This is a genomic window from Microbacterium sp., from assembly GCF_017305435.1.
Taxonomy (GTDB): Bacteria; Actinomycetota; Actinomycetes; order Actinomycetales; family Microbacteriaceae; genus Microbacterium.
Genome location: NZ_JAFKIP010000003.1, coordinates 450,972 through 474,897, shown reverse-complemented (window position 1 = coordinate 474,897; position 23,926 = coordinate 450,972). Strand labels below are relative to the sequence as shown.

The following is a 23,926-nucleotide window of genomic DNA, read 5'->3' as shown; positions in this document are numbered from 1 at the left end:
TTCTCCTTCGGTTCAGGCTTCGTCGATCACGACGTCGAACATGGCGTCGCGGGGCTGGTCGGGATCGGGGCCGCCGCGCACGCCGGTGTCGAGTGCGTCGATGCGGGCGAGCTCCTCCGTGGTGAGCTCGAAGTCGAAGACGTCGAAGTTCTCGGCGATCCGGGTCGGGTTGATCGATTTGGGGATGACGGAGCGGCCCTGCTGGATGCCCCAGCGCAGCATGACCTGTGCGGGGCTCTTGCCGTGCGCGGAGGCGATTGCGCCGATCGTGGGGTCGTCCATCACGCTGCGCTTCCCGTCGCCCCAGCCGGGGTAGAAGGTGATCCCGCCGATCGGCGACCAGGCCTGGGTGAGGATGCCGCGCGCCGCATCCGCGGCCTGCACGGCGGGCTGCGTGAAGTACGGGTGCAGCTCGACCTGGTTGACCGCGGGGATGATCTCGGTCTCGGCGGCGAGCCGGTCGAGGTGGTGGGGCATGAAGTTGCTGACCCCGATCGCGCGGACGCGTCCGTCGGCGTACAGGGTCTCGAGCGCACGGTAGGCCGCCACCGTGGTGTCGAAGCGGGTGGGAGCGGGCTGGTGCAGGATGAGCAGGTCGAGGGTGTCGACGCCGAGCTTGCCGGTCGCCTTCTCGAACGCGTGCAGCGTCTTGTCGTACCCGAAGTCGCTTACCCACACCTTCGTCTCGAGGAAGATGTCGTCGCGCGGGACGCCGGAGCGGCGAATGCCTTCGCCGACCTCGCGCTCGTTGCGATACGCGGCAGCGGTGTCGATGTGGCGATAGCCAACGCGGAGGGCTTCGGCGACGGCATCCGTCGTCTCCTCGGGCGGAGACTGGAACACGCCGAGCCCGATGGTGGGCAGGGTGACGCCGTTGTTCAGGGTGAGAGTGATCATGCGGGGTTCTCCTGTTCTGCGAAGACGCGCTTCGCGACGGTGACGGCGGACATGGCGTGCGGCCAGCCGGCGTAGAAGGCGAGGTGGACGATGGTCTCGGTGAGCTCGTCCACGGTGAGCCCGTTCGCGCGGGCGCGCTGCAGGTGCCCGACGAGCTGCTCGGTGGAGCCGTTGGCGATGAGGGTCGCGACGGTGATGAGGCTGCGGTCGCGGGTCGAAAGGCCGGGTCGCTCCCAGATATCCCCGAAGAGGACGCCGTCGGTGAGTTCGACGAGCTTGGGGGAGAAGTCGCCGATCGCCTTCTGGGCGGCGGTGAGGTTGTCGGTCATGATGGTTCCCTTCGGACGCGGGCGGGAGCGGCCGCGGACGTTGCACTGCCGGCCGCGCTGTCCACGGTAGGAGCGTCGCCGTCGGGCCGGGAGGGGCTGACAGTCCCTCCCTCTCGATGCCAGGGGCGCGTACCGTCGATGCCATGGACCACCGCAGTGAAGTGCGCGAGTTCCTCTCCACGCGCAGAGACCGCATCGCTCCCGACCAGGCCGGGCTTCCGGCCTGGGGTGGCAATCGGCGTGTACCCGGCCTCCGCCGCGAAGAGGTCGCCCTCCTGGCCGGCGTGAGCGTCGACTACTACACACGCATCGAGCGGGGCGACCTGTCCGGCGCCTCCGATACGGTGCTCGACGCCCTTGCTCGCGCACTGCAGCTCGACGAGGCGGAGACCGCGCACCTGTTCGACCTCGCCCATACGGCGAACGCGTCACCGGTCGCGCGGAAGCCGCGGCGGCGCGCCGACGGCATCCGCCCCAGCATCCTGCGCCTGCTGGATGCCATCACCGATGCCCCGGCCATGCTGCGCAACAACTACTTCGACTACGTCGCAGCGAATGCACTCGGACGCGCGCTGTACTCGCCGGTGTTCGCGGAGCCCGAACCCAACAGCGCCCGCTTCGCGTTCCTCGACCCTGCGGCTCCCGACTTCTACGTCGACTGGGACAAGAACACGCAGGACCTCGTCGCGACGATGCGCGGCGAAGCAGGGCGCAATCCGTATGACAAACGCCTCACCGACCTCGTCGGCGAACTGTCCACCCGCTCGGAGCGGTTCCGCGCCCTCTGGGCCGCGCACAACGTGCGCTACCACCGCACCGGCGTCAAAAGACTCCGGCACCCTGTCGTCGGCGAGCTCGAGCTCACCTACGAGGCCTTCGAACTCCCCGCCGATCCTGGACTCACGCTCTCGACCTACACCGCCGAACCCGGGTCACCTTCCGCCGACGCGCTCCGGATGCTCGCGAGCTGGGCCGCGATGACGGCCACACCCGACATCGTCCGAGCGCCTGCGGAGCGCAGCGCCGAGTGACCGCATCTCTTGACACGCGGCATCCATCGCCGTAACGTACAACCAAATGGTTGTACAAAGTGAATTGAGCGACGATGAGATCGACCGCGTGTTCCACGCGCTCGCGGCGGCGACGCGGCGCGACATCCTGCGGCGGACGATCGCGTCCGAGCAGTCCGTGTCGGCGCTCGCTGCAGAGTACGAGATGTCGTTCGCGGCGGTGCAGAAGCACGTGGCCGTCCTCGAAGCCGCTCAGCTCGTCGTCAAACGCGCCGAAGGGCGCGAGCGCCTCGTCCGCGCAGACCCCGCCATGATCGCCCGCGCCCGCGCGCTGCTCGCCCGCTACGAAGAGCTCTGGCGCGCCCGCATCGATCGCCTCGATGCGCTGCTCGCCGACCCCCGCACGGCCTCACACGAAGGAGAGTGACATGCCCGTCACCGACATCACGACCGACCCCGAGAACCTCACGATGACGCTCACGGCGGATGCCGCGGCATCCGTCGACCGGCTCTGGCGGGCGTTCACCGACCCGACCCAGCTGTCGCGCTTCTGGGGCCCTCCGGGGTGGCCGGCGACCTTCACGGCGTTCGACCTGCGCCCCGGGGGCCGCGCCGAGTACCACATGACGAGTCCGCAGGGGCAGCGCTCCGGCGGGGCGTGGGAGGTGCTGAACGTCGACGAGGGCCGGTCGTTCGAGGTGCTCGACTCGTTCGTGGGGGAGGACGGCGAGAAGCTCGAGGGGTTCCCCTCGATGCGCATGGTGTTCGCCTTCGAGGCGACGGATGCCGGATCGCGCCTGGTCAACACGACGTACTTCACCTCGGCGGAAGCGCTCGAGCAGGTCGTCGCGATGGGCGCCGTGGAGGGCTCGCGCATGGCGATGAACCAGCTCGACACCGTCCTGCAGGATCTGCGCGACTACGCCGAGGGCAAGGGCACCCGCACCGAGATCCTCGACGACCAGCACGTGCGCATCACGCGCCTCATCGACGGCCCGCGCGAGCTCGTGTGGCGCGCGCACCACGAGCCGGAGCTCCTGAAGACGTGGCTCCTCGGGCCCGATGGGTGGCAGATGATCGAGTGCGAGGTCGGCGACACCTACCGCTACGTGTGGCAGCAGGGCGACGACGAGGCATCGCGCTTCGGCTTCGAGGGTGAGACCGTGCTCAGCGAGCCGACGTGGCGCGCCGTGACCACCGAGAAGATGATCGGGATGCCGGGGCCGTCGACCCTCAACGACCTGCAGCTCTACGAAGAGGACGGCGCGACGCTCCTCACGCTCCTGATCGAGTACCCGGATGCTGCGACGCGCGACATGATCCTCGCGACCGGCATGACCGACGGCATGGAGGCCTCGTACGCGCGGCTCGAAGAGACGGTGCTCGCGGCGCGCTGACCTCGCGGCCGCCGCCGCGGTTCCCCGCGCGAAAAGCAGGCTGGATCGACATCTTCCGAGGCCGTGGGCCCGCAGGAGGTTGATTCAGCCTGCTTTCGTGACGTGTGCGGCTCCGCACGCGCCGCGCAGGCCGCGCGCCTCACTCGAGGACGAGGCGATAGCCCATGCCCGACTCGGTCAGCAGGTGCCGCGGCGCGGCCGGGTCGGGCTCGAGCTTCTTGCGCAGTTGCGACACGTACAGCCGCAGGTAGCCCGTGTCGGCGACCTGCTCGGTGCCCCAGATGTCCTTCAGGAGGGTCTGGCGCGTCACGAGCGCGCCGGGATGCCGCGCGAGAAACTCCAGCATGCGCCACTCGGTCGGGGTCAGGTGCACCGCCGCCCCCGCCCTCGTCACGATCTTCGCGACGAGGTCGACCGTCACATCGCCGAAGCGCACGACCGGGTCGGCCCCGACCCCCGCGACCGGCGTCGAGCGCCGCGCGAGGGCGCGCAGCCGCGCAAGCAGCTCGTCGATCTGGAAGGGCTTCGTGACGTAGTCGTCGGCCCCGGCATCCAGCGCATCGACCTTGTCGGCCGAGCCGGTGCGCCCCGAGACGACGATGATCGGGGCGTCGGTCCACCCGCGCAGCGCCGCGATGACGCCGATGCCGTCGAGATGCGGCATCCCGAGGTCGAGCAGCACGATGTCCGGGTGGGCCTGCGCCGCGAGCGTGACCGCAGCGGCCCCGTCGGCGGCGGCCACGACGTCGTAGCCGTGCGCGGCGAGCGTGATCCGCAGCGCGCGCACGAGCTGCGGATCGTCGTCGGCCACGAGGATCTTCATGCGTCCGATCCTTCCGCAGGGAGCGATGCCGCGGCAGCGTCCGCGCCGTCAACAGGCTCAGAGACCGGAAGCTCGATCACCATCGTGAGTCCGCCTCCGGGGGTGTCTTCGGGGGTGAGCGTGCCCCCCATCCCCTCGGTGAATCCGCGCGACAGCGCAAGGCCGAGGCCGAGCCCCGTCGTGTTGTCCGTGTCGCCGAGGCGTTGGAAGGGCGAGAACGCGTCGTTGCGTCGCTCGGGCGGCAGTCCGGGACCGTGGTCGATGATGCGGATCTGCGCGCGCTCGCCGAGCCGACTCGTCGTCAGCCGCACGCGCGTTCCCCCGCGCGGCTCATACCGCAGCGCGTTGGCGAGCACGTTCACGAGGACGCGCTGCAGCAGCACGGGATCGGCGGCGAGGGGAGGCAGCTCGTCGTCGAGAGCGAGGTCGACGTCGGCGGGCCCGAGCCCCAGTTCATCGACGGATGCCGCGACGACCGCTGCGGCATCCGTCGGCGCGAGCGACACCGCCAGCACGCCTGCCTCGACGCGCGACACGTCGAGGAGGTCCGTGACGAGCGAGGTGAGCGTGGTGAGGCTCTCGTCGGCGGTCGCGAGGAGTTCCGCGCGGTCGGATGCCGACAGGCCGGGCCCCGCCGCACGCAGTCCGCCGATCGCCGCGACCGCCGCCGCGAGCGGGCGCCGCAGGTCGTGGCTCACCGCCGAGAGCAGAGCGCTGCGCACCTGATCGGCTTGAGCGAGCACGTCGGCGGCCTGCGCGGACTGTTCGAGACGCCGCTGCTCGAGCGCCCCCTCGAGCTGGGTGACGATGACCTGCAGGAGGCGGCGTTCCGCGGCATCCAGCGGAGCGCCGTGCAGCTCGAGCGAGGCATCCGTGCCGACCGGGATGACGGTGGGTTCGGCCTCACCGCGCTGCCCGCCCTTTTCACGGGAGCGCGCCCGCAGCGGCTCGCCGTCGCTCGCCACGGTCTCGCCGTCGACCACGAGCCGCACACCGGCGAGAGAGAACGCCTCCCGCGTGCGCGTGACGAGCGCGGGGATCGCGCCCTGACCGCGCAGGACGCTGCCGGCGACGGTCGCGAGCAGCTCCGACTCCGTGGCGCGGCGGCGTGCGAGACGGGCGGCGCGCGCCGAGCGGTCGACGACGACGCTCACGAGGATGGCGATCACGACGTACAGCACGAGTGCCCACGTGTGCCGCGGGTCTGCGACGGTCACGGTGTAGAAGGGCCGCACGAAGAAGAAGTCGAGGGTGAGCCCCGACATCACGGCCGCGAAGACGGCGGGCCAGATGCCGCCCGCGAGCGCGACGACCACGACGAGCAGCTGGTACGCGAGCACGTCGGTCGTGATCGTCTCGTCGGTGCGGAACGAGGCGAGCAACCACGTGAGCAGCGGGCCGCCGATGAGCGCGACGGCGAAGCCCGCGATGCGGCGGCGCACGCTCAGCGCCGTGCCGGCCAGGCGCGGCAGCGCCAGCCGCCCGCCCGCCGCGGAGTGCGTCACCATGTGCACGTCGATGTCGCCCGACTCGCGGATGACGGTCGATCCGATGCCCGGGCCCGTGAGAGCCGCCTGGAGGCGGCCGCGGCGGCTCACCCCGACGACGAGCTGGGTCGCGTTGACCGAGCGCGCGAACTCGACGAGCGCGCGAGGCACGTCGCTGCCGACGACCTGATGGTAGCTGCCGCCGAGCTGCTCGACGAGGGTGCGCTGGGCGGCGAGGGCCCCAGGCGTCTCGCTGAGCAGCCCGTCCTGGTTGTCGACGTGCACGGCGAGCAGCTCGCCGCCCGCAGACCGTGCGGCGATCCGGGCTCCGCGGCGCAGCAGCGTCTCGCCCTCGGCGCCGCCGGTGAGAGCCACCACGACGCGCTCGCGCGCCTGCCAGGTGCCCTCGATGCCCTGCTCGGCGCGGTACGTCTTCAATGCGCTGTCGACCTCGTCGGCGAGCCACAGGAGGGCGAGCTCGCGCAGCGCCGTCAGGTTCCCGAGGCGGAAGTAGTTCGACAGAGCCGCATCGATCCGCTCGGCGGGATACACCTGTCCGGCGGAGAGTCGATCTCGCAGGGACTGGGGCGCGAGGTCGACCACCTCGATCTGATCGGCGGCGCGCACGACGGCATCCGGCACGGTCTCGCGCTGCGCGACCCCGGTGATCTGCTCCACGACGCCGCCGAGCGATTCGATGTGCTGCACGTTGACGGTCGTGATCACGTCGATGCCGGCATCCAGCAGACTCTCGACGTCCTGCCAGCGCTTCTCGTGGGGCGATCCCGGCGCGTTCGTGTGCGCGAGTTCGTCGACGAGCGCCAGCCGCGGAGCGCGCGCGATGACCCCGTCGAGATCCATCTCCTCGAGCTCGACGCCGCGGTGGCTGACGATCCGGCGGGGCATGAGGGGCAGCCCCTCGATCTTGGCGGCGGTCGCGGCCCGGCCGTGCGTCTCGACGACGGCGACGACGACGTCGATGCCCTCCTCGAGCAGTCGCCGCCCCTCCTCGAGCATCTCGTACGTCTTCCCGACGCCGGGAGCCGCCCCCAGCAGCACCCGCAGTCGGCCCCGTCTCATGGATTCACCCTAGTTTCCGCGTCATGCGCCGTCAGCGGGCGAGCGCGTCGAGCGCGACGTTCAGCTCCAGGACGTTCACGCGCGGCTCGCCGAGGTAGCCCAGGTCGCGGCCCGTGGTGTGCTCCGCGACCAGACGCGCCACCTCCGCGCGCGAGAGCCCGCGGGCATCCGCGACGCGCGCGATCTGCAGGTCGGCGTACGCGACCGAGATGTGCGGATCGAGTCCCGAGCCGGATGCCGTCACGGCATCCGCGGGCACGTCGCTCTCCGCGACGCCCTCGCGAGCGGCGACGGCAGCCTTGCGCTCGCCGATCGACGTGACGAGGTCCGCGTTCTGCGGGCCCCAGTTCGAGCCGGAGGAGGCGCCGCCGTCGTAGCCCTCGCCGGCAGCGGACGGGCGGCCCTGGAAGTACTCCGGCAGTGCGTTGCCGTCCGCATCGGTGAACGACTGCCCGAGGAGCGCGGAGCCGACGACGGTGCCGGCCGAGTCGGTCACGGTCGAGCCGTTCGCCTGCCAGGGCAGCAGGAGCTGCCCTACGCCGGTGATCAGCAGGGTGTAGCCCAGCCCGAGGGTGAGCGTTGCGACGACCATCGCGCGCAGGGCGACGCCCGTCGTGCGCAGGAAGGTGCGGGTGGAGGACATGAGAGGAACCTTTCGCGATAAGGGCGCGGTGCAGGCGCGGTCAGAAGCCCGGGAGGAGGCCGACGACGAGGTCGATCAGCTTGATGCCGATGAACGGGGCGATGACGCCGCCGAGGCCGTAGATGAGGAGGTTGCGGCTGAGGGTCTGCGAGGCGCTCGTCGGACGGAAGCGGACCCCGCGCAGCGCGAGCGGGATCAGGAACACGATGACGATCGCGTTGAAGACGATCGCGCTCGTGACCGCGGACGCCGGGGAGCTCAGCTGCATGACGTTCAGCGCCGCCAGGCCGGGGAAGACCCCCATGAACATCGCCGGGATGATCGCGAAGTACTTCGCGATGTCGTTGGCGAGCGAGAACGTCGTGAGCGCGCCGCGGGTGATCAGCAGCTGCTTGCCGATGCGGACGATCTCGATGAGCTTCGTCGGGTCGGAGTCGAGGTCGACCATGTTGCCGGCCTCCTTCGCGGCCGACGTGCCGGTGTTCATCGCGACGCCGACGTCGGCCTGCGCGAGCGCGGGCGCGTCGTTCGTGCCGTCGCCGGTCATCGCGACGAGGTTGCCGCCCGCCTGCTCGCGCTGGATGAGGGCGAGCTTGTCTTCGGGAGTGGCCTCGGCGAGGAAGTCGTCGACGCCGGCCTCCTTCGCGATCGCGGCCGCCGTGAGCGGGTTGTCGCCCGTGATCATGACCGTGCGGATGCCCATCGCGCGGAGCTCCTCGAACCGCTCGCGCAGACCCTCCTTGACGATGTCCTTCAGGTGGACGACGCCGAGCACCGTGGCGGACGGCGCGTGCGCAACTCCTTCGATCCGAGGGGTGAGGGTGGCGACCACCAGCGGAGTTCCGCCGCTTTCGGCGATGCGGTCGACGGATCGAAGGAGTTGTGCACGCTGCGCGGCGGGGAGCGCGATGCCCTCGGCATCCAGCCACGCGAGGACGGCGGATGCCGCGCCCTTGCGCACCTGTGTCCCGTCGGGCAGGTCGAGCCCGCTCATCCGGGTCTGCGCGGTGAACGGCACGCTGACCGCCCCGGCGGGCTCGTCCAGCCGGATGCCCTGCCCGGCGGCCAGTTCGACGATCGACACGCCCTCGGGCGTCGGGTCGGCGAGCGACGAGAGCGCGGCGGAACGGGCGAGGTCGCCCGCCTCCACTCCGGAGAGAGCGACGAACTCCGTGGCCCGGCGGTTGCCGTACGTGATCGTGCCGGTCTTGTCGAGCAGCAGCGTCGAGACGTCGCCCGCGGCCTCCACCGCGCGCCCGGACATCGCCAGGACGTTGCGCTGCACGAGGCGGTCCATGCCGGCGATCCCGATCGCGGAGAGCAGGGCGCCGATCGTCGTCGGGATGAGACACACCAGCAGGGCGACGAGCACCGGGATCGACACGGGCGCCGCCGCGTACGACGCGATCGGGTTGAGCGTGAGCACGACGACGACGAAGACGATCGACAGGCTCGCGAGCAGGATGCCGAGGGCGATCTCGTTCGGCGTCTTCTGCCTCGCCGCGCCCTCGACGAGCGCGATCATGCGGTCGACGAAGGTCTGCCCCGGCTTCGAGGTGATCTCCACCACGATGCGGTCGGAGAGGACGCGTGTGCCGCCCGTGACGGCGGAGCGGTCGCCGCCGGACTCCCGCACGACGGGGGCGGACTCGCCGGTGATGGCCGACTCGTCGACCGTCGCGATGCCGGAGACGATGTCGCCGTCCCCGGGGATCAGCTCGCCCGCGGTGACGACGACGACGTCTCCGAGCGTCAGCTCGCTCGAGGCGACCTCGCGCGTCTCGGCGCGAAGAGCCCCGGCATCCGTCGCCGCGTCGTAGCGGATGACCAGACGCGCCTGCGTCGTGGTGCGGGTCTTGCGCAGCGCGGACGCCTGCGCCTTGCCCCGCCCCTCGGCGACGGCCTCGGCGAGGTTCGCGAACAGCACGGTGAGCCACAGCCAGATCGCGATCCCCCACGTGAATCCGAACGGCACGGGGGTGCCGCCCGAGGCTTCGGGGCCGCCCAGGAAGGGCTCGGCGATCGCGATGGCCGTCGTCAGCGCGGCACCGACCCAGACGAGGAACATGACCGGGTTCCGCCAGAGCGCCGCCGGGTTGAGCTTGCGCACGGCTCCGGGGAGTGCCTGGACGAGCTGCGCCGCGCCGAAGGCGCGTGGGGCGGCGGCCGGGGCATCCACCGGTCCGGCGGTGTCGAGAGCGGTGATCGAGGTGGACATGTCAGAGCAGCCCTTCCGCCAGGGGACCCAGCGTGAGAACGGGGAAGTAGGTGAGTGCCGTGATGACGACGGTGACGACCGCGAGGAGCGCGGCGAACTGCGGCCGGTGCGTCGGGAGGGTGCCCGCCGTGGCCGGGACCCGCTCCTGAGCGGCGAGCGAGCCGGCGAGGGCGAGTGCGAGCACGATCGGGATGAACCTGCCGAGGAGCATCGCCACCCCGAGCGCGGTGTTGAGCCACGGTGTGTTCGCCGTGAGCCCCGCGAACGCGGAGCCGTTGTTGTTCGCGGCCGAGGTGAACGCGTAGAGCAGTTCGGACAGGCCGTGCACGCCGGGGTTCCAGATCGACGTCGACTCGATGTCGGCGCGCACGCCCGGGATCGCGAAGCTCAGGGCGACGCCGCCGAGCACGAGAGCCGGCGTCACGAGGATGTACAGGCTCGCGAGCTTGATCTCGCGCGGCCCCATCTTCTTGCCGAGATACTCCGGCGTCCGCCCGATGAGCAGCCCGCCGACGAAGACCGCGATGACCGCGAGCACGAGCATGCCGTAGAGGCCCGTGCCGACGCCGCCGGGGGCGACCTCGCCGAGCATCATGTTGAGCATCGGGATCATGCCGCCGAGCGCCGTGTACGAGTCGTGCATGGAGTTGACGGCTCCCGTGGAGGTGCCGGTGGTGGATGCCGCGAACAGCGTCGACGCCCAGATGCCGAAGCGCGCCTCCTTGCCCTCCAGGGCTCCGCCGGCCAGCTGCGGAGCGGCGCCCGCCGCCTGCAGCTCGAACCACGTCGTCAACGCCACGCCCGCCGCCCACAGCGACCCCATGACGGCCACGATGGCGTAGCCCTGGCGGTCGTCGCCCACCATCTTGCCGAAGGCGCGCGGCATGGCGAACGGGATCGCCAGCAGCATGATCACCTCGAGCACGTTGGTCCACGGAGTCGGGTTCTCGAACGGGTGCGCCGAGTTCGCGTTGAAGAACCCGCCGCCGTTGGTGCCGAGTTCCTTGATGGCCTCCTGCGAGGCGACCGGGCCGCCGGGGATCACCTGCGTGCCGCCCGTGATGGTCGGAACCGTCTGGAAGCCGGCGAAGTTCTGCACGACGCCGCCGATGAGCAGGACGATCGCGGTGATGATCGCGAGCGGCAGCAGGATGCGCCCCACGGCCCGGACGAGGTCGACCCAGAAGTTGCCGATCGTGGACGATCCGCGGCGGGCGAAGCCGCGCACGAGCGCGACGGCGACCGCGATGCCGACCGCCGCCGACACGAAGTTCTGCACCGCGAGCCCGGCGAGCTGCGCCGTGTACCCGAGCGTCAGCTCGGGCGAGTAGGACTGCCAGTTCGTGTTGGTCACGAACGAGACGGCGGTGTTGAAGGCGAGGCCCTCCGGTACGGCGGGCAGCCCGAGCGAGTACGGCAGGACGGCCTGCAGGCGCTGCAGGGCGTAGACGAACAGCACGCCCATCACCGAGAACAGCAGCACCCCGCGGGCGTACGCCTGCCAGGTCTGCTCGGCCGAGGCATCCACGCCGATCACGCGGTAGATCCCCCGCTCGACGCGGGCGTCCTCGGTGCGGGTGAAGACACGGGCGATCCAGTCGCCGAGAGGCTTGTAGAGGAGCGCGAGGGCGAGGATCACCGTGGCGATCTGGAGGAGACCCGCCCAGATCGAGGCGGCATCGGTCCCGGCCATCAGAACCTCTCCGGGTTCACGAGGGCGATCACGAGGTAGACGACGGCGGCGACGCCGAGGACGGCGGCGAGGGCGGAGAAGACGATCATCGGAGCTTCTCCACCCCCTTCGCGATGAGCGCGACGAGGCCGAAGAGGGCGAGCGTCACGAGGAGGTAGATGAGGTCGATCACGGCATCCGATACAACTCTCCGGTGGATGCCGCAGCCCTCGTCCTCACGGTTTCCATACGCCGCCGCACCGTCTCCTCACGTGTTCCGCACACGCAGCGGCCCAATCGGTACTCAGTGTTGCGGAGTACCAGTACTCATGCTTACTATGTACCAGTAGTCATCAACACTGAGTACTGGAGGAACGGTCGATGGGCAGACAGACCACCGAGATGCTCAAGGGCGTGCTCGAGGGCATCGTTCTCGCGATCCTCGCGCGGCATCCCGCCTACGGCTACGAGATCACCGCGTGGCTGCGCGACCAGGGCTTCTCGGACATCGCCGAAGGCACGGTCTACGCGCTCCTGCTGCGCGTCGAGCAGCGCGGGCTCGTCGACGTCGAGAAAGTGCCCTCCGAGAAGGGGCCGCCGCGCAAGGTCTACACGCTGAACGCGCAGGGCGCGGCTCAGCTCGACGAGTTCTGGAGGACGTGGAGCTTCCTCGCAGACCGACTCGACCGGCTCCACACACATGACGACCAGAAGGAGAACTGAGATGTCCTGGATCGAGAAGCTCACGGGTTCGCTCGAGCAGAAGAAGCAGTACAAGCAGGCGATCGCCCGCATGGAGGCCCTGCCCGCGCCCTACCGCGACGCCGCGATGGCCTACCACCGGTACTTCATGTACTCGGCGGGCTTCCTCGACGGCGACACCATGGTGACGCTGTTCGCAGACTTCGCCGACCTGTGGGATCGCGCCGCCGCGGATGCCACGCCGCTGCGCGACATCGTCGGCGCCGACCCGGTCGAGTTCGGCGAGGAGTTCGTGAAGGCCTACTCCGGTCGTCAGTGGATCGACAAGGAGCGCACGCGCCTGACGGATGCCATCGCGAAGGCCGAACGGGAGCAGTCATGACCACCGCGATGCTCGATGACGCGGCGATCCGCGTCGCGGGCGTCGAGAAGTCCTTCGGCGACCTGCACGCGCTGCGCGGGGTCGACCTCGCCGTGCGACGCGGCAGCATCTTCGCCCTGCTCGGCAGCAACGGCGCCGGCAAGACGACGCTCGTGCGCATCCTCTCGACCCTCGTGCAGGCGGATGCCGGCAGCGCCAGCGTCGACGGGCGCGACGTGGCATCCGATGCCGCCGCCGTCCGCGCGTCGATCAGCCTCACGGGACAGTTCGCCGCCGTCGACGAGGTCCTCACGGGGCGCGAGAACCTCGTGCTCGTCGCCAGGCTGCGCCACCTTCCCCAGCCGGGGCGGGTCGCCGACGACCTGCTCGCGCGCTTCTCGCTCACCGATGCCGGAGCGCGCCGAGCCGGCACCTACTCGGGCGGCATGCGCCGCCGGCTCGACATCGCGATGAGCCTCATCGGCGAGCCGCCGGTCATCTTCCTCGATGAGCCGACGACGGGGCTCGACCCCGAGGCCCGGCTCGAGGTCTGGCGGACCGTGCCGCGCTCGCCGAGCGCGGCACCACGGTGCTGCTCACGACCCAGTACCTCGACGAGGCCGAGCACCTCGCCGATGCGATCGCGATCCTCCACGAGGGCCGCATCCTCGTCGAGGGCACCCTCGCGGAGCTCAAGGCCCTGCTGCCGCCGGCCACCGTCGAGTACGTCGAGAAGCAGCCGACCCTCGAGGATGTGTTCCTCGCGCTGACCGCACGTGCGACCGAGAAGGAGGTCTGATCATGACAACGCACGTCGTCGCCGACACGGCGACGCTCACCGGGCGATCGCTGCGCCACATCCTGCGCAGCCCCGACACCATCATCACGACCGCCGTGACCCCCATCGCCCTCATGCTGCTGTTCGTGTACGTCCTGGGCGGCGCGATCGACACCGGGGGAGCGAGCGGGTCGTACATCGACTACATGCTCCCCGGCATCCTGCTGATCACGATCGCGTCGGGCATCGCCTACACGTCGTACCGGCTGTTCCTGGACCTCCAGGGCGGCATCTTCGAGCGGTTCCAGTCGATGCCGATCGCCCGCTCGTCGGCGTTGTGGGCGCACGTGCTGACCTCGCTCGTCGCGAACCTCGTCTCGCTCGTCCTCGTCGTCGGCGTGGCGCTCCTGATGGGGTTCCGCAGCCTCGCAGGCATCGCGCAGTGGCTCGCCGTCGCCGGCATCCTGGCCCTCTTCATCCTCGCTCTGACGTGGGTCGCGGTGATCGCGGGGCTCGCGGCGAAGACGGTCGACGGCGCGAGCGCGTTCAGCTACCCGCTGATCTTCCTGCCGTTCATCAGCTCGGCGTTCGTCCCGACGGCGACGATGCCCGGCCCGGTCGCGTGGTTCGCCGAGCACCAGCCCGTGACGCCGATCGTGAACGCGATCCGGGCGCTGCTCGCCGGCGAGCCGGTGGCCGGCGATCTGTGGGTCGCGCTCGCCTGGATGCTCGGCATCCTGCTCGTCGCGTACGTCGTCGCGATGCTTCTGTGCCGCCGCCGCAGCCGCTGAGCGGCGGAGGCGCCGAGGTCTCAGGGCTTCGTGCGGCGCTGCGCCTTCGCGGGGCGGATCGCGGGGACGTCCCCCACGATCGGCACGGGCGCACGGTGCATCCGCGGCCCGTAGCGCGCGATGAGCCCGACCATGACCTGCAGCTTGTTGCGGGGGCCGAGGAGGCTCGAGATGTGCACGAACAGCCACACGAACCACGCCGCACGGCCCGTCAGCGGAACGATCCTCCGCAACAGTGGCACGCGCTGCAGGAAGCGGAGGCGATGCAGCACCGGGAGGTTCGCGACGCCGGGGACCTCGCCGATCGCCGAGCGCCGGCCGATGATGGCGAGCTGGCCCTTGTCGTAGTAGACGAACGGCTCGGTCGGCCGGCCCTCCAGCAGGCGCACGATCTGGCGGGCCACGTGCTCGCCGCCCTGGATCGCGGGCTGGGCGAGCTGCGGGAAGTCCTGCGGGGTCTTCGCGACGTCGCCCGCGGCGAACACGCCGGGCAGGCCCTGCACCTGCAGGTCCTCGCCCACCAGGATGCGGTCGTCGCTCGCGAGCGGCAGGCTCCACTCGCGCACCTCTTCGTGCGGTGCGACACCGGTCGCCCAGATCGTGAGGTCGGAGGGGAGCACGGTGCCGTCCGAGAGACGCACGGCGTCGGGGCAGACCTCGTCGACCCCGGAGCCGAGCCGAAGTTCGACGTGACGTCGCTGCAGCTGCGTCGCCGCGTAGGCCCGCAGCCGCGGGAGGAACGGCTTCAGGATCTCGCTGCGCTGCACGAGCGTGATGCGGAACGCCTCGCCCTCGAGCTCGGGGTAGGCGGGCTCGAGGCCCTGATCGCGGAGTTCCGCGAGGGCGCCGGCCATCTCGACGCCGGTCGGTCCGCCCCCGATGACGACGACGGACAGGCCCTTCGTCCGGTCCGCCGCGGCCGCCGCCTTCTCCAGCCGCGTGAACAGCGCGTCGCGGATCGCGATCGCCTGCGACCGCGAGTACACCGCGAACGAGTTCTCCTTCGCGCCCGGCGTGCCGTGATAGGCCGTCGTGACGCCGTTCGCGATGAGGAGGTAGTCGTACGCGATCTCCTGCCCGTCGAGCAGGCGCACGTGGCGGGCATCCTTGTCGATCTCCATCAGGTGCTCGTGCACGATGTCGAGGTTCGGCTGGGCGATGCGCAGGCTCCGCAGGAAATGGGTGACGTCGCCCGGGTTCAGCCCGCCCGTCGCGACCTGGTACAGCAGGGGCTGGAACGTGTTGTAGACGCGGCGGTCGATGAGCGTGACGCGCACGGGGGCTGCGCGCAGCGCCCGCGCCGCGTTGATGCCGGCGAACCCTCCGCCGACGATGACGACGTGCGGCAGGTGCGCCGTGGCGAGGGTGTGGCTCATGCCTTGGCGATCGCGTCTTCGAGGGCGACCCAGGCGAGCATCGCGCACTTCACCCGCGCCGAGAACTTCGAGACCCCCGAGAGGGCGGCGGCGTCGCCGTAGACGTCCTCGTCGAGCTCGAGCTGCCCGCGCGATCGGAGCGCCTCGCGGAACCCCTCGATGAGGGCGACCGCCTCGGCGCGGCTGAGCCCCTCCTCGGCGACGAGGTCGGCGAGCATGGATGCCGAGGCCTGCGAGATCGAGCAGCCCCGCCCCTCCCACGTGACGTCCGCGATCGTCTCGCCGTCAACGCGCGCGCGCAGCGTGATCTCATCGCCGCACACGGGGTTCTTCTGGTACGACTCGCCGATCCTTCCCTCACCCGCCGAGGCCTCGCCCGCCGAGGCGTCGGCGAGGCCGAAGTGCTGCGGATGCTTGGAGTGGTCGAGGATCAGCTCGCGGTAGAGCGCATCGAGCTCGTTCATGGGTTCAGACTCCGAAATAGGGACGGATGCCGCTGACGGCATCGAGGAGGACATCCACATCGTCGGGGGTGTTGTAGAGGGCCGTCGAGGCGCGCACGGATGCCGTGACACCGTAGCGCGCGTGCAGGGGGGCCGCACAGTGGTGGCCGACGCGCACCGCGATGCCGCGCGCATCGAGGAACTGGCCCGCGTCATGCGCGTGCACGCCCTCGACGTCGAACGACCACAGCCCGACGCGCGGGGCGTTGCCTGCGCCCGCGGCATCACCGAGCAGGCGGATGCCGGGGATCTCGGCGAGCCCCGCGCGCATGCGCTCGGCGAGCATGACCTCGTGCGCGTGGATGCGCTCGAGACCGATGCCGTCGAGGTAGCGCACGGCCGCCGCGAGACCGATCGCCGGCCCGATCGGCTGCGTGCCCGCCTCGAACCGCTGCGGCGGGGGCAGGTACTGCGCGCCCTCGAGGGTCACGGTCGTGATCATCGACCCGCCGGTGAGGAACGGGGGCATCGACTCGAGCACCTCGGCGCGCCCATAGAGCCCGCCGACCCCGTAGGGGCCCATCATCTTGTGGCCGCTGAACGCCGCGAGGTCGACGCCCAGCGCGGGCAGGTCGAGCGGCAGGTGCGGGGCCGACTGGCAGGCATCCATCACCGTCACCGCGCCGACGGCCTGCGCGAGCGCGATGAGCTTCTCGACCGGGTTGATGATGCCGAGCACGTTCGAGACGTGCGTGAAGGCGACGATCCGGGTGCGCTCGCCGATGAGCTCGGCGGCGGCGTCGAGGTCGAGGGTTCCGTCGTCGTGCGCGGGGATGTAGCGCACGGAGGCGCCCGTGCGGGCGGCGAGCTCCTGCCACGGGATCAGGTTCGCGTGGTGCTCGATCGCGGTCGTCACGATCTCGTCGCCCGGGCCGAGGCGGAGCGCGGCGCCCAGCGAGTACGCGGCGAGGTTGAGGCCGAGCGTCGCGCCGCTCGTCCAGACGAGCTGCTCGGGAGCCGCCCCGACGAAGCCGGCGACCGTCGCGCGGGCGTCTTCGAACAGCTCCGTCGCCTCGGCCGCGAGCGTGTGCGCGCCGCGGTGCACGGCGGCGTTCGCGTGCGTGAGGAAGTCGCGCTCGGCATCCAGCACCGCCAGCGGCCGCTGGCTCGTCGCGCCGGAGTCGAGGTAGACGAGCCGGTGCCCGTTCACCTGTTCGGAGAGGATCGGGAAGTCTCGCGCGAGGGCCGCGGCATCGAGCGGATCGGTCGCCGCGGCGGCGGGGGTCTCGGAGGTCGCGGTCGTCACCCTCCTAGGCTACGCCTCGCGCGCCGGCCGGGCGCGGGGTGGCGCGGGCTGGGGTCGCGGCATCCGCCCCTGTACGGGCCCCGCGACCCTTCGGCGGCGAACAGGTGGCGCGGATGGCGGGGTCAGCGTGCGTGAGCCCGGCGATCGCGCCACTTTTCTGCGCCCGCGCCCGCGGCCTTCGACGGGTCGCGGGCTACGGCTGGTCGTCGGTATGGGCGACCAGGCCGTACGTCGTGACGCGGCCCGCGCGGTCGTCACCCGGGAGCGGCCGGGAGCGGCGGCCGTAGATGACCTCGGACGAGTCGAGCAGCCACGGCACGAGCGTGATCTGCACGCCGTGCACGAGCATGAGCTGCTGCGCGATGCGCCGCGCGCGTCGGTTGTGCAGCACCGACTCCCACCAGTGCCCGACGATGTACTGCGGCAGGTAGACGGTGACGACGGAGGAGCCGTGCTTCTCGCGGTACTGCGCGATGAACTGCGCGAGCGGCGCCGCGTACTGGCGGTAGGGCGACTCGATGACGAGCAGCGGGATGGGCATGCGGTGGAAGGCCCAGTCGTCCTGCACGACGCGCGCGTCGTCGTTCGTGACGGCGATGTGCACCGCGATCGTCTTGTCGTGCTTCGCCGCGAGGGCGTAGTCGAGGGCCTTCGCGACCGGTTTCTGCAGCTTGCCGACGAGGACGATCGCGACATCGCCCGACGCACCGAAGTGCACGTCGTCATCCATCTCGATCTCGTGCTCGACGTCGCGGTAGTAGCGGTGCACGCCGACCATGAGGAAGGACAGCACGGGGATCGCCAGGAAGACGAGCCACGCGCCGTGCGTGAACTTCGTGATCGTCACGATGACGAGCACCACGACGGTGAACGTCGCCCCGAGGGCGTTGATGAACAGACCCGTGTACGCCTCGCGGCGAGCGGATGCCGCCTTCGGCGAGAGCAGGCGCAGCTCGCGTCGCCAGTGCCGCACCATGCCGATCTGCCCGAGCGAGAACGAGACGAACACGCCGATGATGTACAGCTGGATGAGGGTCGTCAGCTTCGCCTGGAAGATCACGAGGACGAGCACGGCGGCCAGGCCCAGGATGATCATGCCGTTCGAGTAGACGAGGCGGTCGCCGCGGGTGTTGAGTGCCTTCGGCGCGTACCCGTCGCGCGCAAGCACCGACCCCAGCAGCGGGAAGCCGTTGAACGCGGTGTTCGCCGCGAGGAGCAGCACCGCCGCGGTCGCCGCCTGCACGATGAAGAACGGGATCGAGTTCATGCCGAACGTCGCCGCGGCGACCTGCGCCATGAGGCTCGGCTGCACCGCGCTCTGACAGTCGAACCCGATGAGATGGCACGGGTTCTCGGCGTAGTGCACACCCGCCACCAGGGCGAGGAGGGTCAGCCCGGAGAACATCAGGATCGCGATCGACCCCATCATGACGAGAGTGGTCTGGGCGTTCCGGACCTTCGGCTTGCGGAACGCGGGGACGCCGTTGGAGACCGCCTCGACGCCGGTGAGGGCGGAGCATCCGCTCGAGAAGGCGCGCAGGATCAGCAGGATGAGCGCCGCCTGGCTCAGGTCCTCCGCCTGCACCGCGAACTGCGCGCTCTCGGCGACGGGGGCATCGCCGAGAGCGATGCGGATGAGCCCCGTCACGATCATCACCATGACCGATCCGATGAACAGGTACGTCGGGATCGCGAAAGCGGTCGACGCCTCGCGCACGCCGCGCAGGTTCACGAGGATGATCAGGATGACGAAGCCGACCGCGAGCTCGACGCGCCACGCGTCGAGTCCGGGAAGCGCGGAGATGATGTTGTCGACGCCGGATGCCACGGACACCGCGACCGTCAGGATGTAGTCGACGAGCAGCGCGGCCGCCACCACGACGCCGGCCTTCTCGCCGAGGTTCGTGCGGGCGACCTCGTAGTCGCCGCCGCCGGACGGGTAGGCCTTGATGAGCTGCCGGTAGCTCAGCACGACGACGACGAGGAGCGCGACGACCGCCGCCGCGACCCACGGGCTGAAGGCGAGGAACGCGGTCCCGCCGATCAGCAGGATCATGAGGAGTTCCTGCGGAGCGTACGCCACCGAGGACAGGGCGTCGGAGGCGAAGATCGGCAGCGCCATCTTCTTCGGGAGCAGCTGACCTTCGAGTTCTTCGTTCGTCAGCGGCTCGCCGATGAGGATGCGTTTGGCGATCGGGGTCTCGTCCGCCGCCGCGCGGTCTTCGGCGTGATTGTCATCGGTCACGGCGTCGGACATTACGCGCCCGGCGGTCCGTGCGCAATGCGGCTGCCTGCGAGGATCGTGACATGGGCAACGAGGTGTACTCCGCAGCGGTCGCGATCGGCCTCGGCGTGCTCGTCGGCACGGCGCTGTTCGTCCCCTTCGTCGCGGTGAGCTATCGCCGCCGCGGCCGCCTCACGCTGGGTCGGTTCCTGCTGTGGGCGGCCGCCCTCGTCTACTTCCTGGCCATCTGGACGTACACGCTCCTTCCCCTCCCCGACGCCGACGCCTACCGATGCGCGGGCGTCAACCTCGACGTGCTCGCGTTCGTCGACGATCTGCGCTCGGCGCACGGCCCGACCGACGTCGCCGTGATGCAGCTCGCACTGAACGTGCTGCTGTTCCTGCCGCTCGGGTTCTTCCTCCGGGTGCTCGGCGGACGCGGCATCCTCGTCGCCTTCGTCACCGGGCTCGGGGTCTCGCTCGTCATCGAGACGACGCAGCTCACCGGCGTCTGGGGTCTGTATCCGTGCGCGTACCGCGTGTTCGACGTCGACGACCTGCTCACGAACACCGTCGGCGCCGTCCTCGGGTCCGTCCTCGCGCTCGTCGTGCCGCGGCGACTGCGCGGCAGCGAGGTGATGGATGCCGCAGCGCTGCCCCACCCCGTCACGCGCGGCCGGCGCCTCCTCGCGATGGTCTGCGACGGGCTCGGGACGCTTCTCGTCAGCGGCGCCGTCGGGATCGGCGCGCAGGTCGTTCTCGAGTACGTCGTGCGCGACCACGCCGCCGTGGTCGATGGGACTCTCGCACAGGTCGCCGCGAACGTCGTGCCCATCGCGATCTGGGGTGTGATGGTGCTCGCGACGGGGCGGACGGTCGGCGACGCCGCCGTCGAACTGCGCTACCGCGGTGGGCCGGTGCCGCAGCCGCTCGCGCGGCCGCTGCGTTTCGTCGGCGGCATCGGCGGATACCTGCTGCTGTCGCTCGTGCCCGGGGGATGGGCGGCCCTGTCGTGGGTCTTCGCCGCGGCATCCCTCATCGCGACGTTCGCGACGCGACAGGGCCGAGGGCTCCCCGGCCTCCTGTCCGGCCAGGACGTCGTCGACGCGCGTGCCGGCGCCGGGGAGGGAGCCCGGCCTCAGGAGCCGGCGGCGAAGTAGTACAGGACGGCGGTGACGGCGGAGCCGTCCGTGTCGACGACCATGCTGTACTCGACGGGCGGGCCGGCCTTGGAGCGCGCGAGGTCGAAGACGAACCGGATCGATCCGGCGCTGCCGCGCGGGATCTCCTTGTCGGGGCGGGCCGCACGCACGGCATCCACCGTGCTGCCGATCGAGACGCCGTGCTCGGCGGTCATCTCGATCTTCCCGACCTCGTTCCGCGAGAAGGTCGCATAGGAGGGCTGCGTGAAGGTCGCGCGCTGCGCGCCGCCCGTGCCGTCGACCATGTCGTACAGCAGGAACCCGTCCCACTGGTAGATCGTGTAGTCGGGGTAGGACGAGCCGTCGCCCGCCTCGACCCGCTGCGTGGGGGCGGTGCCGAACGCCTTCGTCAGCGCGGCGACGGCGCCGTCGGCCTTATCGCGCCACTGGTAGGTGAACGCGGTCTTCTTGTTCGCGTCGACGAGGGTGAATCCGGTGCCGGCGAGCTGCAGCGCGACGGGGGCGCCGACCTCGTCGGGCGACGACGTCGCGCTGCGTGTCGGCTGCGCGGTCGGGGCGGACGTCGCCGGGTCCGACGCCGGCGGCGTCGTGGGGCTCGCGTCGGACGACGGGCGGGTCAGGGCGATACCCAGGGTGACGACGACCGCGACGAGCAGGACGCCCGCGATGACCCCGAGGATGAGCGGCGTCCGCGAGCCGCCGTCGCCGCCCTCTCGCGCCTCGCGCGGGGGCTTGGGGGGCTTCGGGGGCTTGGGCGGGCGCGGCTCGCGGCGCGGGCGCGGCGCGGGCGCCTCGTTGCCGCTCGGCTCGGGGGCCTCGGGAAGCCCGAGATCGGACCAGCTCATGCGAGGAACTCCCGTGCGGCGACGACCAGGGCATCGACGCCGCGCTCGATCGTGGGGTGGAGGACGGGTGCGAAGGAGGGCGAGTGGTTCGTCGGGATCTCCTCGTTCACGGCGCCGCGGGCCACCGCGTCGGCGTAGACCGCGGGGTCGAGGCCGCCCCAGAACCAGTACACGAGCGGCACGCCCGCCTCGCGGGCGAACCACGAGACGTCCTCGCTGCCGGTGAACATGCCCGGGTCGACGACGCTGCCCTCGCCGAACGCGCGCGACCAGGCCGCGACGAGGCGGGCCGTGGCATCCGCGTCGTTGATCGTCGGCGGCAGGGAGTGGAGCGTCGTGATGACCGGCTCCTCGGTCGCGCCGGACGCCGCCGCCTCGGCGCGCACGACGCGCTCGACGCGGGCGAGCACGTCGGCGCGGGCGTCGTCGTCGGGGTAGCGCAGGCTGAGCTCGAGCGTCGCCTCGGCCGGGATGATGTTGTTCTTCAGTCCCGCGTGGATCGCGCCGACGGTCACGACCGCCATCTCGCGCGGGTCGATCTCGCGCGACACGATCGTCTGCAGGCGCATGACGGTCGCGGCGGCCATGACGACCGGATCGATCGTCGCGTGCGGTCGGGAGCCGTGCCCGCCGCGGCCGAGAAGGCGCACGGTGAGGCCGTCGGAGGCGGCCATCTGGGTGCCGGGTCGCACGCCCACGACGCCCGCCGGGAGCGGTGTGAGGTGCTGGCCGAGGACGATGTCGGGCGTCGGGTAGGCATCCATCACGCCGCCCGCGATCATCGCCTGCGCGCCCGCGCCGTACTCCTCGGCCGGCTGGAACACGGCGACGACGGTGCCCGACCACTCGTCCTTCGTCGCGACGAGCCGCTCGAGCGCGCCGAGGAGGGCCGTCACGTGCATGTCGTGGCCGCACGCGTGCATGACGGGCACGTCGGTGCCGGCCGGGTCGATGCCGCGGGCGGTGGAGGCGTAGGCGAGCCCGGTCTTCTCCTCGACGGGGAGGGCGTCCATGTCGGCGCGCAGCCACACCACCGGGCCGTCGCCGTTCCGGATCGCCGTGGCGACGCCGGTCGTGCCGAGCCCTTCCGTGTAGTCGAGGCCGAGGGCCGCGAGTTCGCGGGCGATGACGCCGGCCGTACGCGTCTCCTGGAACGACAGCTCGGGGTGGCGGTGCAGGTCGATGTACAGGGCCTCGAGATCGATGCTCACCCTCCGACCCTAACCGTGTGGTGTCGGGGCTGCGCTGTGCATAAGTCCTTCGATCCGGCTCGGAAGGGGCAATCGAAACGGTTCGGGCGGCGTTTTCGGAGCGGCGTGGAGGAGTTGTGCACGCGCGATGCCGCCGTCAGCCGGGCGGAGGGGCGGTCGTGCCGCGGGTGACGAGGGCGAAGGGCAGGGACGCCTCGGCATCCGGGGCGGCGGCGTCGCCCGCGACGGCGGCGAGGATCGCGTCGCCGGCCCGCTCGCCCTGCGCGTGCGGGAACTGGTCGATCGTCGTGAGGGAGAAGAGGCCGGCGAAGTCGTGCCCGTCGACGCCGATCACGGAGAGGTCCTCCGGCACGCGCAGGCCGAGCTCGCGCGCCGCCGTCAGCGCGCCGTACGCCATCTCGTCCGAGGCGGCGAAGATCGCGGTCGGGCGCCGCGGATGGCCCGAGCCGCCCGTGTCGCCCAGCAGCGCCGTCGCGGCGCGGCGACCGCCTTCGACCGTGAAGTCGCCCTCGACGAACGTGCCGACGGCCCCGGCATCCGCCATCGCGGCCTCGAACCCCGCGCGCCGGCGCGTCGGGACGTCGTACGCCGGATCCGACGGACCAGCGGGACCGACGCTCCGCCCGATGTGCGCGATCTCGCGGTGGCCGAGCCCGAGCAGGTGCTCCGTCGCCACCCGCCCGACGGCGGTGTCGTCGACGCGCAGTCCGCCGAGCTCTCCGCGCGGCAGGCCGAGCCCGACGACGGGCAGCTCGAGCGCGTCGAGCGCCGCGACCTCGGCGTCGGTGAGGACGGCCGACAGCACGACGACCCCGTCGACGCGCCCCCGGCGGAGCGTCCGCTCGAACAGCCGCTGCCGCTGGCCCGGGTCGTCGGTGACGTTGTAGAGGGTCATGTCGTAGCCGCGCGGGGCGAGCCGCGACGCGATCCCGTCGAGGACCGTCGCGAAGAACCACTTGTCCATGAGCGGAACGATGACGCCGATGTTCTCGGCGCGGCCCGAGGCCAGCGACGACGCCGACGCGGATGCCACGTACCCGAGCGCGTCCGCCGCGGCGCGCACCCGCGCGCGGGTCGCCTCCGACGTCCGCCCGCGTCCGCTGAGGGCGCGCGAGACGGTCGCCGTGGAGACGCCCGCGGCGCGGGCGACGTCGTCGAGGCTCGTCACGG

At 71.2% G+C, this 23,926-nt stretch carries 22 protein-coding genes and 1 pseudogene; 8 read left to right on the top strand and 15 right to left on the bottom strand.

Features of this window, described 5'->3' with window-relative positions:
• Nucleotides 1–12 precede the first annotated feature (12 nt).
• Both J0I43_RS05510 and J0I43_RS05505 read right to left on the bottom strand, forming a co-directional pair.
• The gene (locus J0I43_RS05510) at nt 13–897 is read right to left on the bottom strand and encodes an aldo/keto reductase (protein WP_292860249.1); all 885 of its coding nucleotides are present in this window, start codon (nt 895–897) and stop codon (nt 13–15) included.
• On the bottom strand, nt 894–1,226 hold the full coding sequence (locus tag J0I43_RS05505) for a carboxymuconolactone decarboxylase family protein (protein ID WP_292860245.1): 333 nt from the start codon (nt 1,224–1,226) through the stop codon (nt 894–896). Before J0I43_RS05505 ends, J0I43_RS05510 begins: the two co-directional genes overlap by 4 nt.
• 143 nt (nt 1,227–1,369) lie before the next feature.
• Here J0I43_RS05505 and J0I43_RS05500 point away from each other — a divergent pair, with 143 nt between their 5' ends.
• Genes J0I43_RS05500 through J0I43_RS05490 form a run of 3 tightly spaced genes read left to right on the top strand, consistent with a single transcriptional unit; the run spans nt 1,370 to nt 3,633 of the window.
• Nucleotides 1,370–2,257, top strand: a complete 888-nt coding sequence (locus tag J0I43_RS05500; RefSeq protein WP_292860243.1) for a helix-turn-helix transcriptional regulator — start codon at nt 1,370–1,372, stop codon at nt 2,255–2,257.
• Nucleotides 2,258–2,303: 46 nt separating this feature from the next.
• Nucleotides 2,304–2,663 carry a helix-turn-helix domain-containing protein gene (locus tag J0I43_RS05495; RefSeq protein WP_292860241.1) on the top strand — a complete coding sequence of 120 codons (360 nt, stop codon included), beginning with the start codon at nt 2,304–2,306 and terminating at the stop codon, nt 2,661–2,663.
• Between the two features lies 1 nt (nt 2,664).
• Entirely contained in the window at nt 2,665–3,633 is a 969-nt protein-coding gene (locus J0I43_RS05490; RefSeq protein WP_292860238.1) for an SRPBCC family protein, read from the top strand.
• Between the two features lie 139 nt (nt 3,634–3,772).
• On the opposite strand, the gene J0I43_RS05485 is transcribed toward J0I43_RS05490, so the two are convergent.
• Genes J0I43_RS05485 through J0I43_RS05460 form a run of 6 tightly spaced genes read right to left on the bottom strand, consistent with a single transcriptional unit; the run spans nt 3,773 to nt 11,666 of the window.
• Nucleotides 3,773–4,456, bottom strand: coding sequence for a response regulator (locus J0I43_RS05485; RefSeq protein WP_292860236.1), 684 nt, complete (start codon nt 4,454–4,456; stop codon nt 3,773–3,775).
• Nucleotides 4,453–7,023, bottom strand: a complete 2,571-nt coding sequence (locus J0I43_RS05480; RefSeq protein ID WP_292860233.1) for a DUF4118 domain-containing protein — start codon at nt 7,021–7,023, stop codon at nt 4,453–4,455. The genes J0I43_RS05485 and J0I43_RS05480 overlap by 4 nt, the downstream gene beginning before the upstream one ends.
• 31 nt (nt 7,024–7,054) lie before the next feature.
• Entirely contained in the window at nt 7,055–7,666 is a 612-nt protein-coding gene (gene kdpC, locus J0I43_RS05475; RefSeq protein WP_292860231.1) for a K(+)-transporting ATPase subunit C, read from the bottom strand.
• Nucleotides 7,667–7,706: 40 nt separating this feature from the next.
• Nucleotides 7,707–9,884 carry a potassium-transporting ATPase subunit KdpB gene (gene kdpB, locus J0I43_RS05470; RefSeq protein ID WP_292860229.1) on the bottom strand — a complete coding sequence of 726 codons (2,178 nt, stop codon included), beginning with the start codon at nt 9,882–9,884 and terminating at the stop codon, nt 7,707–7,709.
• A 1-nt stretch (nt 9,885) separates the two neighbouring features.
• Nucleotides 9,886–11,577, bottom strand: coding sequence for a potassium-transporting ATPase subunit KdpA (gene kdpA / locus J0I43_RS05465; protein WP_292860226.1), 1,692 nt, complete (start codon nt 11,575–11,577; stop codon nt 9,886–9,888).
• On the bottom strand, nt 11,577–11,666 hold the full coding sequence (locus tag J0I43_RS05460; protein ID WP_292860224.1) for a potassium-transporting ATPase subunit F: 90 nt from the start codon (nt 11,664–11,666) through the stop codon (nt 11,577–11,579). The genes kdpA and J0I43_RS05460 overlap by 1 nt, the downstream gene beginning before the upstream one ends.
• Nucleotides 11,667–11,937: 271 nt before the next feature.
• On the opposite strand from J0I43_RS05460, the gene J0I43_RS05455 reads away from it, so the two are divergent.
• The 4 genes and pseudogenes from J0I43_RS05455 to J0I43_RS05440 all read left to right on the top strand — a co-directional run bounded on the left by J0I43_RS05455 (nt 11,938) and on the right by J0I43_RS05440 (nt 14,188).
• Nucleotides 11,938–12,279: a PadR family transcriptional regulator gene (locus J0I43_RS05455; protein ID WP_292860221.1), complete on the top strand. Its 342-nt coding sequence runs from the start codon at nt 11,938–11,940 to the stop codon at nt 12,277–12,279.
• Nucleotide 12,280: 1 nt separating this feature from the next.
• Nucleotides 12,281–12,640: a DUF1048 domain-containing protein gene (locus J0I43_RS05450; protein ID WP_292860219.1), complete on the top strand. Its 360-nt coding sequence runs from the start codon at nt 12,281–12,283 to the stop codon at nt 12,638–12,640.
• Nucleotides 12,637–13,418 (top strand): annotated as a pseudogene (locus tag J0I43_RS05445) (ABC transporter ATP-binding protein). The gene J0I43_RS05450 and the pseudogene J0I43_RS05445 overlap by 4 nt, the downstream one beginning before the upstream one ends.
• 2 nt (nt 13,419–13,420) lie before the next feature.
• Nucleotides 13,421–14,188, top strand: coding sequence for an ABC transporter permease (locus tag J0I43_RS05440; protein ID WP_292860217.1), 768 nt, complete (start codon nt 13,421–13,423; stop codon nt 14,186–14,188).
• 20 nt (nt 14,189–14,208) lie between these two features.
• On the opposite strand, the gene J0I43_RS05435 is transcribed toward J0I43_RS05440, so the two are convergent.
• The 4 genes from J0I43_RS05435 to J0I43_RS05420 form a co-directional block, all read right to left on the bottom strand.
• Nucleotides 14,209–15,564, bottom strand: a complete 1,356-nt coding sequence (locus J0I43_RS05435; RefSeq protein WP_292860214.1) for an NAD(P)/FAD-dependent oxidoreductase — start codon at nt 15,562–15,564, stop codon at nt 14,209–14,211.
• Nucleotides 15,561–16,028 (bottom strand): Fe-S cluster assembly sulfur transfer protein SufU, encoded by a 468-nt coding sequence (gene sufU, locus J0I43_RS05430; RefSeq protein WP_292860212.1) that lies wholly within the window; start codon nt 16,026–16,028, stop codon nt 15,561–15,563. The genes J0I43_RS05435 and sufU overlap by 4 nt, the downstream gene beginning before the upstream one ends.
• Before the next feature lie 4 nt (nt 16,029–16,032).
• Nucleotides 16,033–17,313 carry a SufS family cysteine desulfurase gene (locus J0I43_RS05425; RefSeq protein WP_292860209.1) on the bottom strand — a complete coding sequence of 427 codons (1,281 nt, stop codon included), beginning with the start codon at nt 17,311–17,313 and terminating at the stop codon, nt 16,033–16,035.
• Between the two features lie 193 nt (nt 17,314–17,506).
• Nucleotides 17,507–19,570, bottom strand: coding sequence for an APC family permease (locus J0I43_RS05420; RefSeq protein ID WP_292860207.1), 2,064 nt, complete (start codon nt 19,568–19,570; stop codon nt 17,507–17,509).
• A gap of 50 nt (nt 19,571–19,620) precedes the next feature.
• Between J0I43_RS05420 and J0I43_RS05415 the strand changes: the two genes are divergently transcribed.
• Entirely contained in the window at nt 19,621–20,697 is a 1,077-nt protein-coding gene (locus J0I43_RS05415) for a VanZ family protein (RefSeq protein WP_292860204.1), read from the top strand.
• Here J0I43_RS05415 and J0I43_RS05410 read toward each other — a convergent pair.
• The 3 genes from J0I43_RS05410 to J0I43_RS05400 all read right to left on the bottom strand — a co-directional run bounded on the left by J0I43_RS05410 (nt 20,676) and on the right by J0I43_RS05400 (nt 23,924).
• Nucleotides 20,676–21,545, bottom strand: coding sequence for a hypothetical protein (locus tag J0I43_RS05410; protein WP_292860201.1), 870 nt, complete (start codon nt 21,543–21,545; stop codon nt 20,676–20,678). The genes J0I43_RS05415 and J0I43_RS05410 overlap by 22 nt on opposite strands.
• Nucleotides 21,542–22,756 carry an amidohydrolase gene (locus J0I43_RS05405; RefSeq protein WP_292860198.1) on the bottom strand — a complete coding sequence of 405 codons (1,215 nt, stop codon included), beginning with the start codon at nt 22,754–22,756 and terminating at the stop codon, nt 21,542–21,544. Before J0I43_RS05405 ends, J0I43_RS05410 begins: the two co-directional genes overlap by 4 nt.
• Before the next feature lie 136 nt (nt 22,757–22,892).
• Nucleotides 22,893–23,924: a LacI family DNA-binding transcriptional regulator gene (locus J0I43_RS05400; protein ID WP_292860195.1), complete on the bottom strand. Its 1,032-nt coding sequence runs from the start codon at nt 23,922–23,924 to the stop codon at nt 22,893–22,895.
• Between the last annotated feature and the right edge of the window lie 2 nt (nt 23,925–23,926).

Excerpts from the sequence above, each read along its gene's own strand:
- J0I43_RS05420 (WP_292860207.1), bottom strand. The coding sequence starts at position 19,570 with ATGTCCGACGCCGTGACCGATGACAATCACGCCGAAGACCGCGCGGCG.
- J0I43_RS05450 (WP_292860219.1), top strand. The coding sequence starts at position 12,281 with ATGTCCTGGATCGAGAAGCTCACGGGTTCGCTCGAGCAGAAGAAGCAG.
- J0I43_RS05510 (WP_292860249.1), bottom strand. The coding sequence starts at position 897 with ATGATCACTCTCACCCTGAACAACGGCGTCACCCTGCCCACCATCGGG.
- sufU (WP_292860212.1), bottom strand. The coding sequence starts at position 16,028 with ATGAACGAGCTCGATGCGCTCTACCGCGAGCTGATCCTCGACCACTCC.
- J0I43_RS05495 (WP_292860241.1), top strand. The coding sequence starts at position 2,304 with ATGGTTGTACAAAGTGAATTGAGCGACGATGAGATCGACCGCGTGTTC.
- J0I43_RS05455 (WP_292860221.1), top strand. The coding sequence starts at position 11,938 with ATGGGCAGACAGACCACCGAGATGCTCAAGGGCGTGCTCGAGGGCATC.
- J0I43_RS05410 (WP_292860201.1), bottom strand. The coding sequence starts at position 21,545 with ATGAGCTGGTCCGATCTCGGGCTTCCCGAGGCCCCCGAGCCGAGCGGC.
- J0I43_RS05485 (WP_292860236.1), bottom strand. The coding sequence starts at position 4,456 with ATGAAGATCCTCGTGGCCGACGACGATCCGCAGCTCGTGCGCGCGCTG.
- J0I43_RS05435 (WP_292860214.1), bottom strand. The coding sequence starts at position 15,564 with ATGAGCCACACCCTCGCCACGGCGCACCTGCCGCACGTCGTCATCGTC.
- kdpC (WP_292860231.1), bottom strand. The coding sequence starts at position 7,666 with ATGTCCTCCACCCGCACCTTCCTGCGCACGACGGGCGTCGCCCTGCGC.
- J0I43_RS05440 (WP_292860217.1), top strand. The coding sequence starts at position 13,421 with ATGACAACGCACGTCGTCGCCGACACGGCGACGCTCACCGGGCGATCG.
- kdpB (WP_292860229.1), bottom strand. The coding sequence starts at position 9,884 with ATGTCCACCTCGATCACCGCTCTCGACACCGCCGGACCGGTGGATGCC.
- kdpA (WP_292860226.1), bottom strand. The coding sequence starts at position 11,577 with ATGGCCGGGACCGATGCCGCCTCGATCTGGGCGGGTCTCCTCCAGATC.
- J0I43_RS05415 (WP_292860204.1), top strand. The coding sequence starts at position 19,621 with ATGGGCAACGAGGTGTACTCCGCAGCGGTCGCGATCGGCCTCGGCGTG.
- J0I43_RS05505 (WP_292860245.1), bottom strand. The coding sequence starts at position 1,226 with ATGACCGACAACCTCACCGCCGCCCAGAAGGCGATCGGCGACTTCTCC.
- J0I43_RS05490 (WP_292860238.1), top strand. The coding sequence starts at position 2,665 with ATGCCCGTCACCGACATCACGACCGACCCCGAGAACCTCACGATGACG.
- J0I43_RS05500 (WP_292860243.1), top strand. The coding sequence starts at position 1,370 with ATGGACCACCGCAGTGAAGTGCGCGAGTTCCTCTCCACGCGCAGAGAC.
- J0I43_RS05460 (WP_292860224.1), bottom strand. The coding sequence starts at position 11,666 with ATGATCGTCTTCTCCGCCCTCGCCGCCGTCCTCGGCGTCGCCGCCGTC.
- J0I43_RS05480 (WP_292860233.1), bottom strand. The coding sequence starts at position 7,023 with ATGAGACGGGGCCGACTGCGGGTGCTGCTGGGGGCGGCTCCCGGCGTC.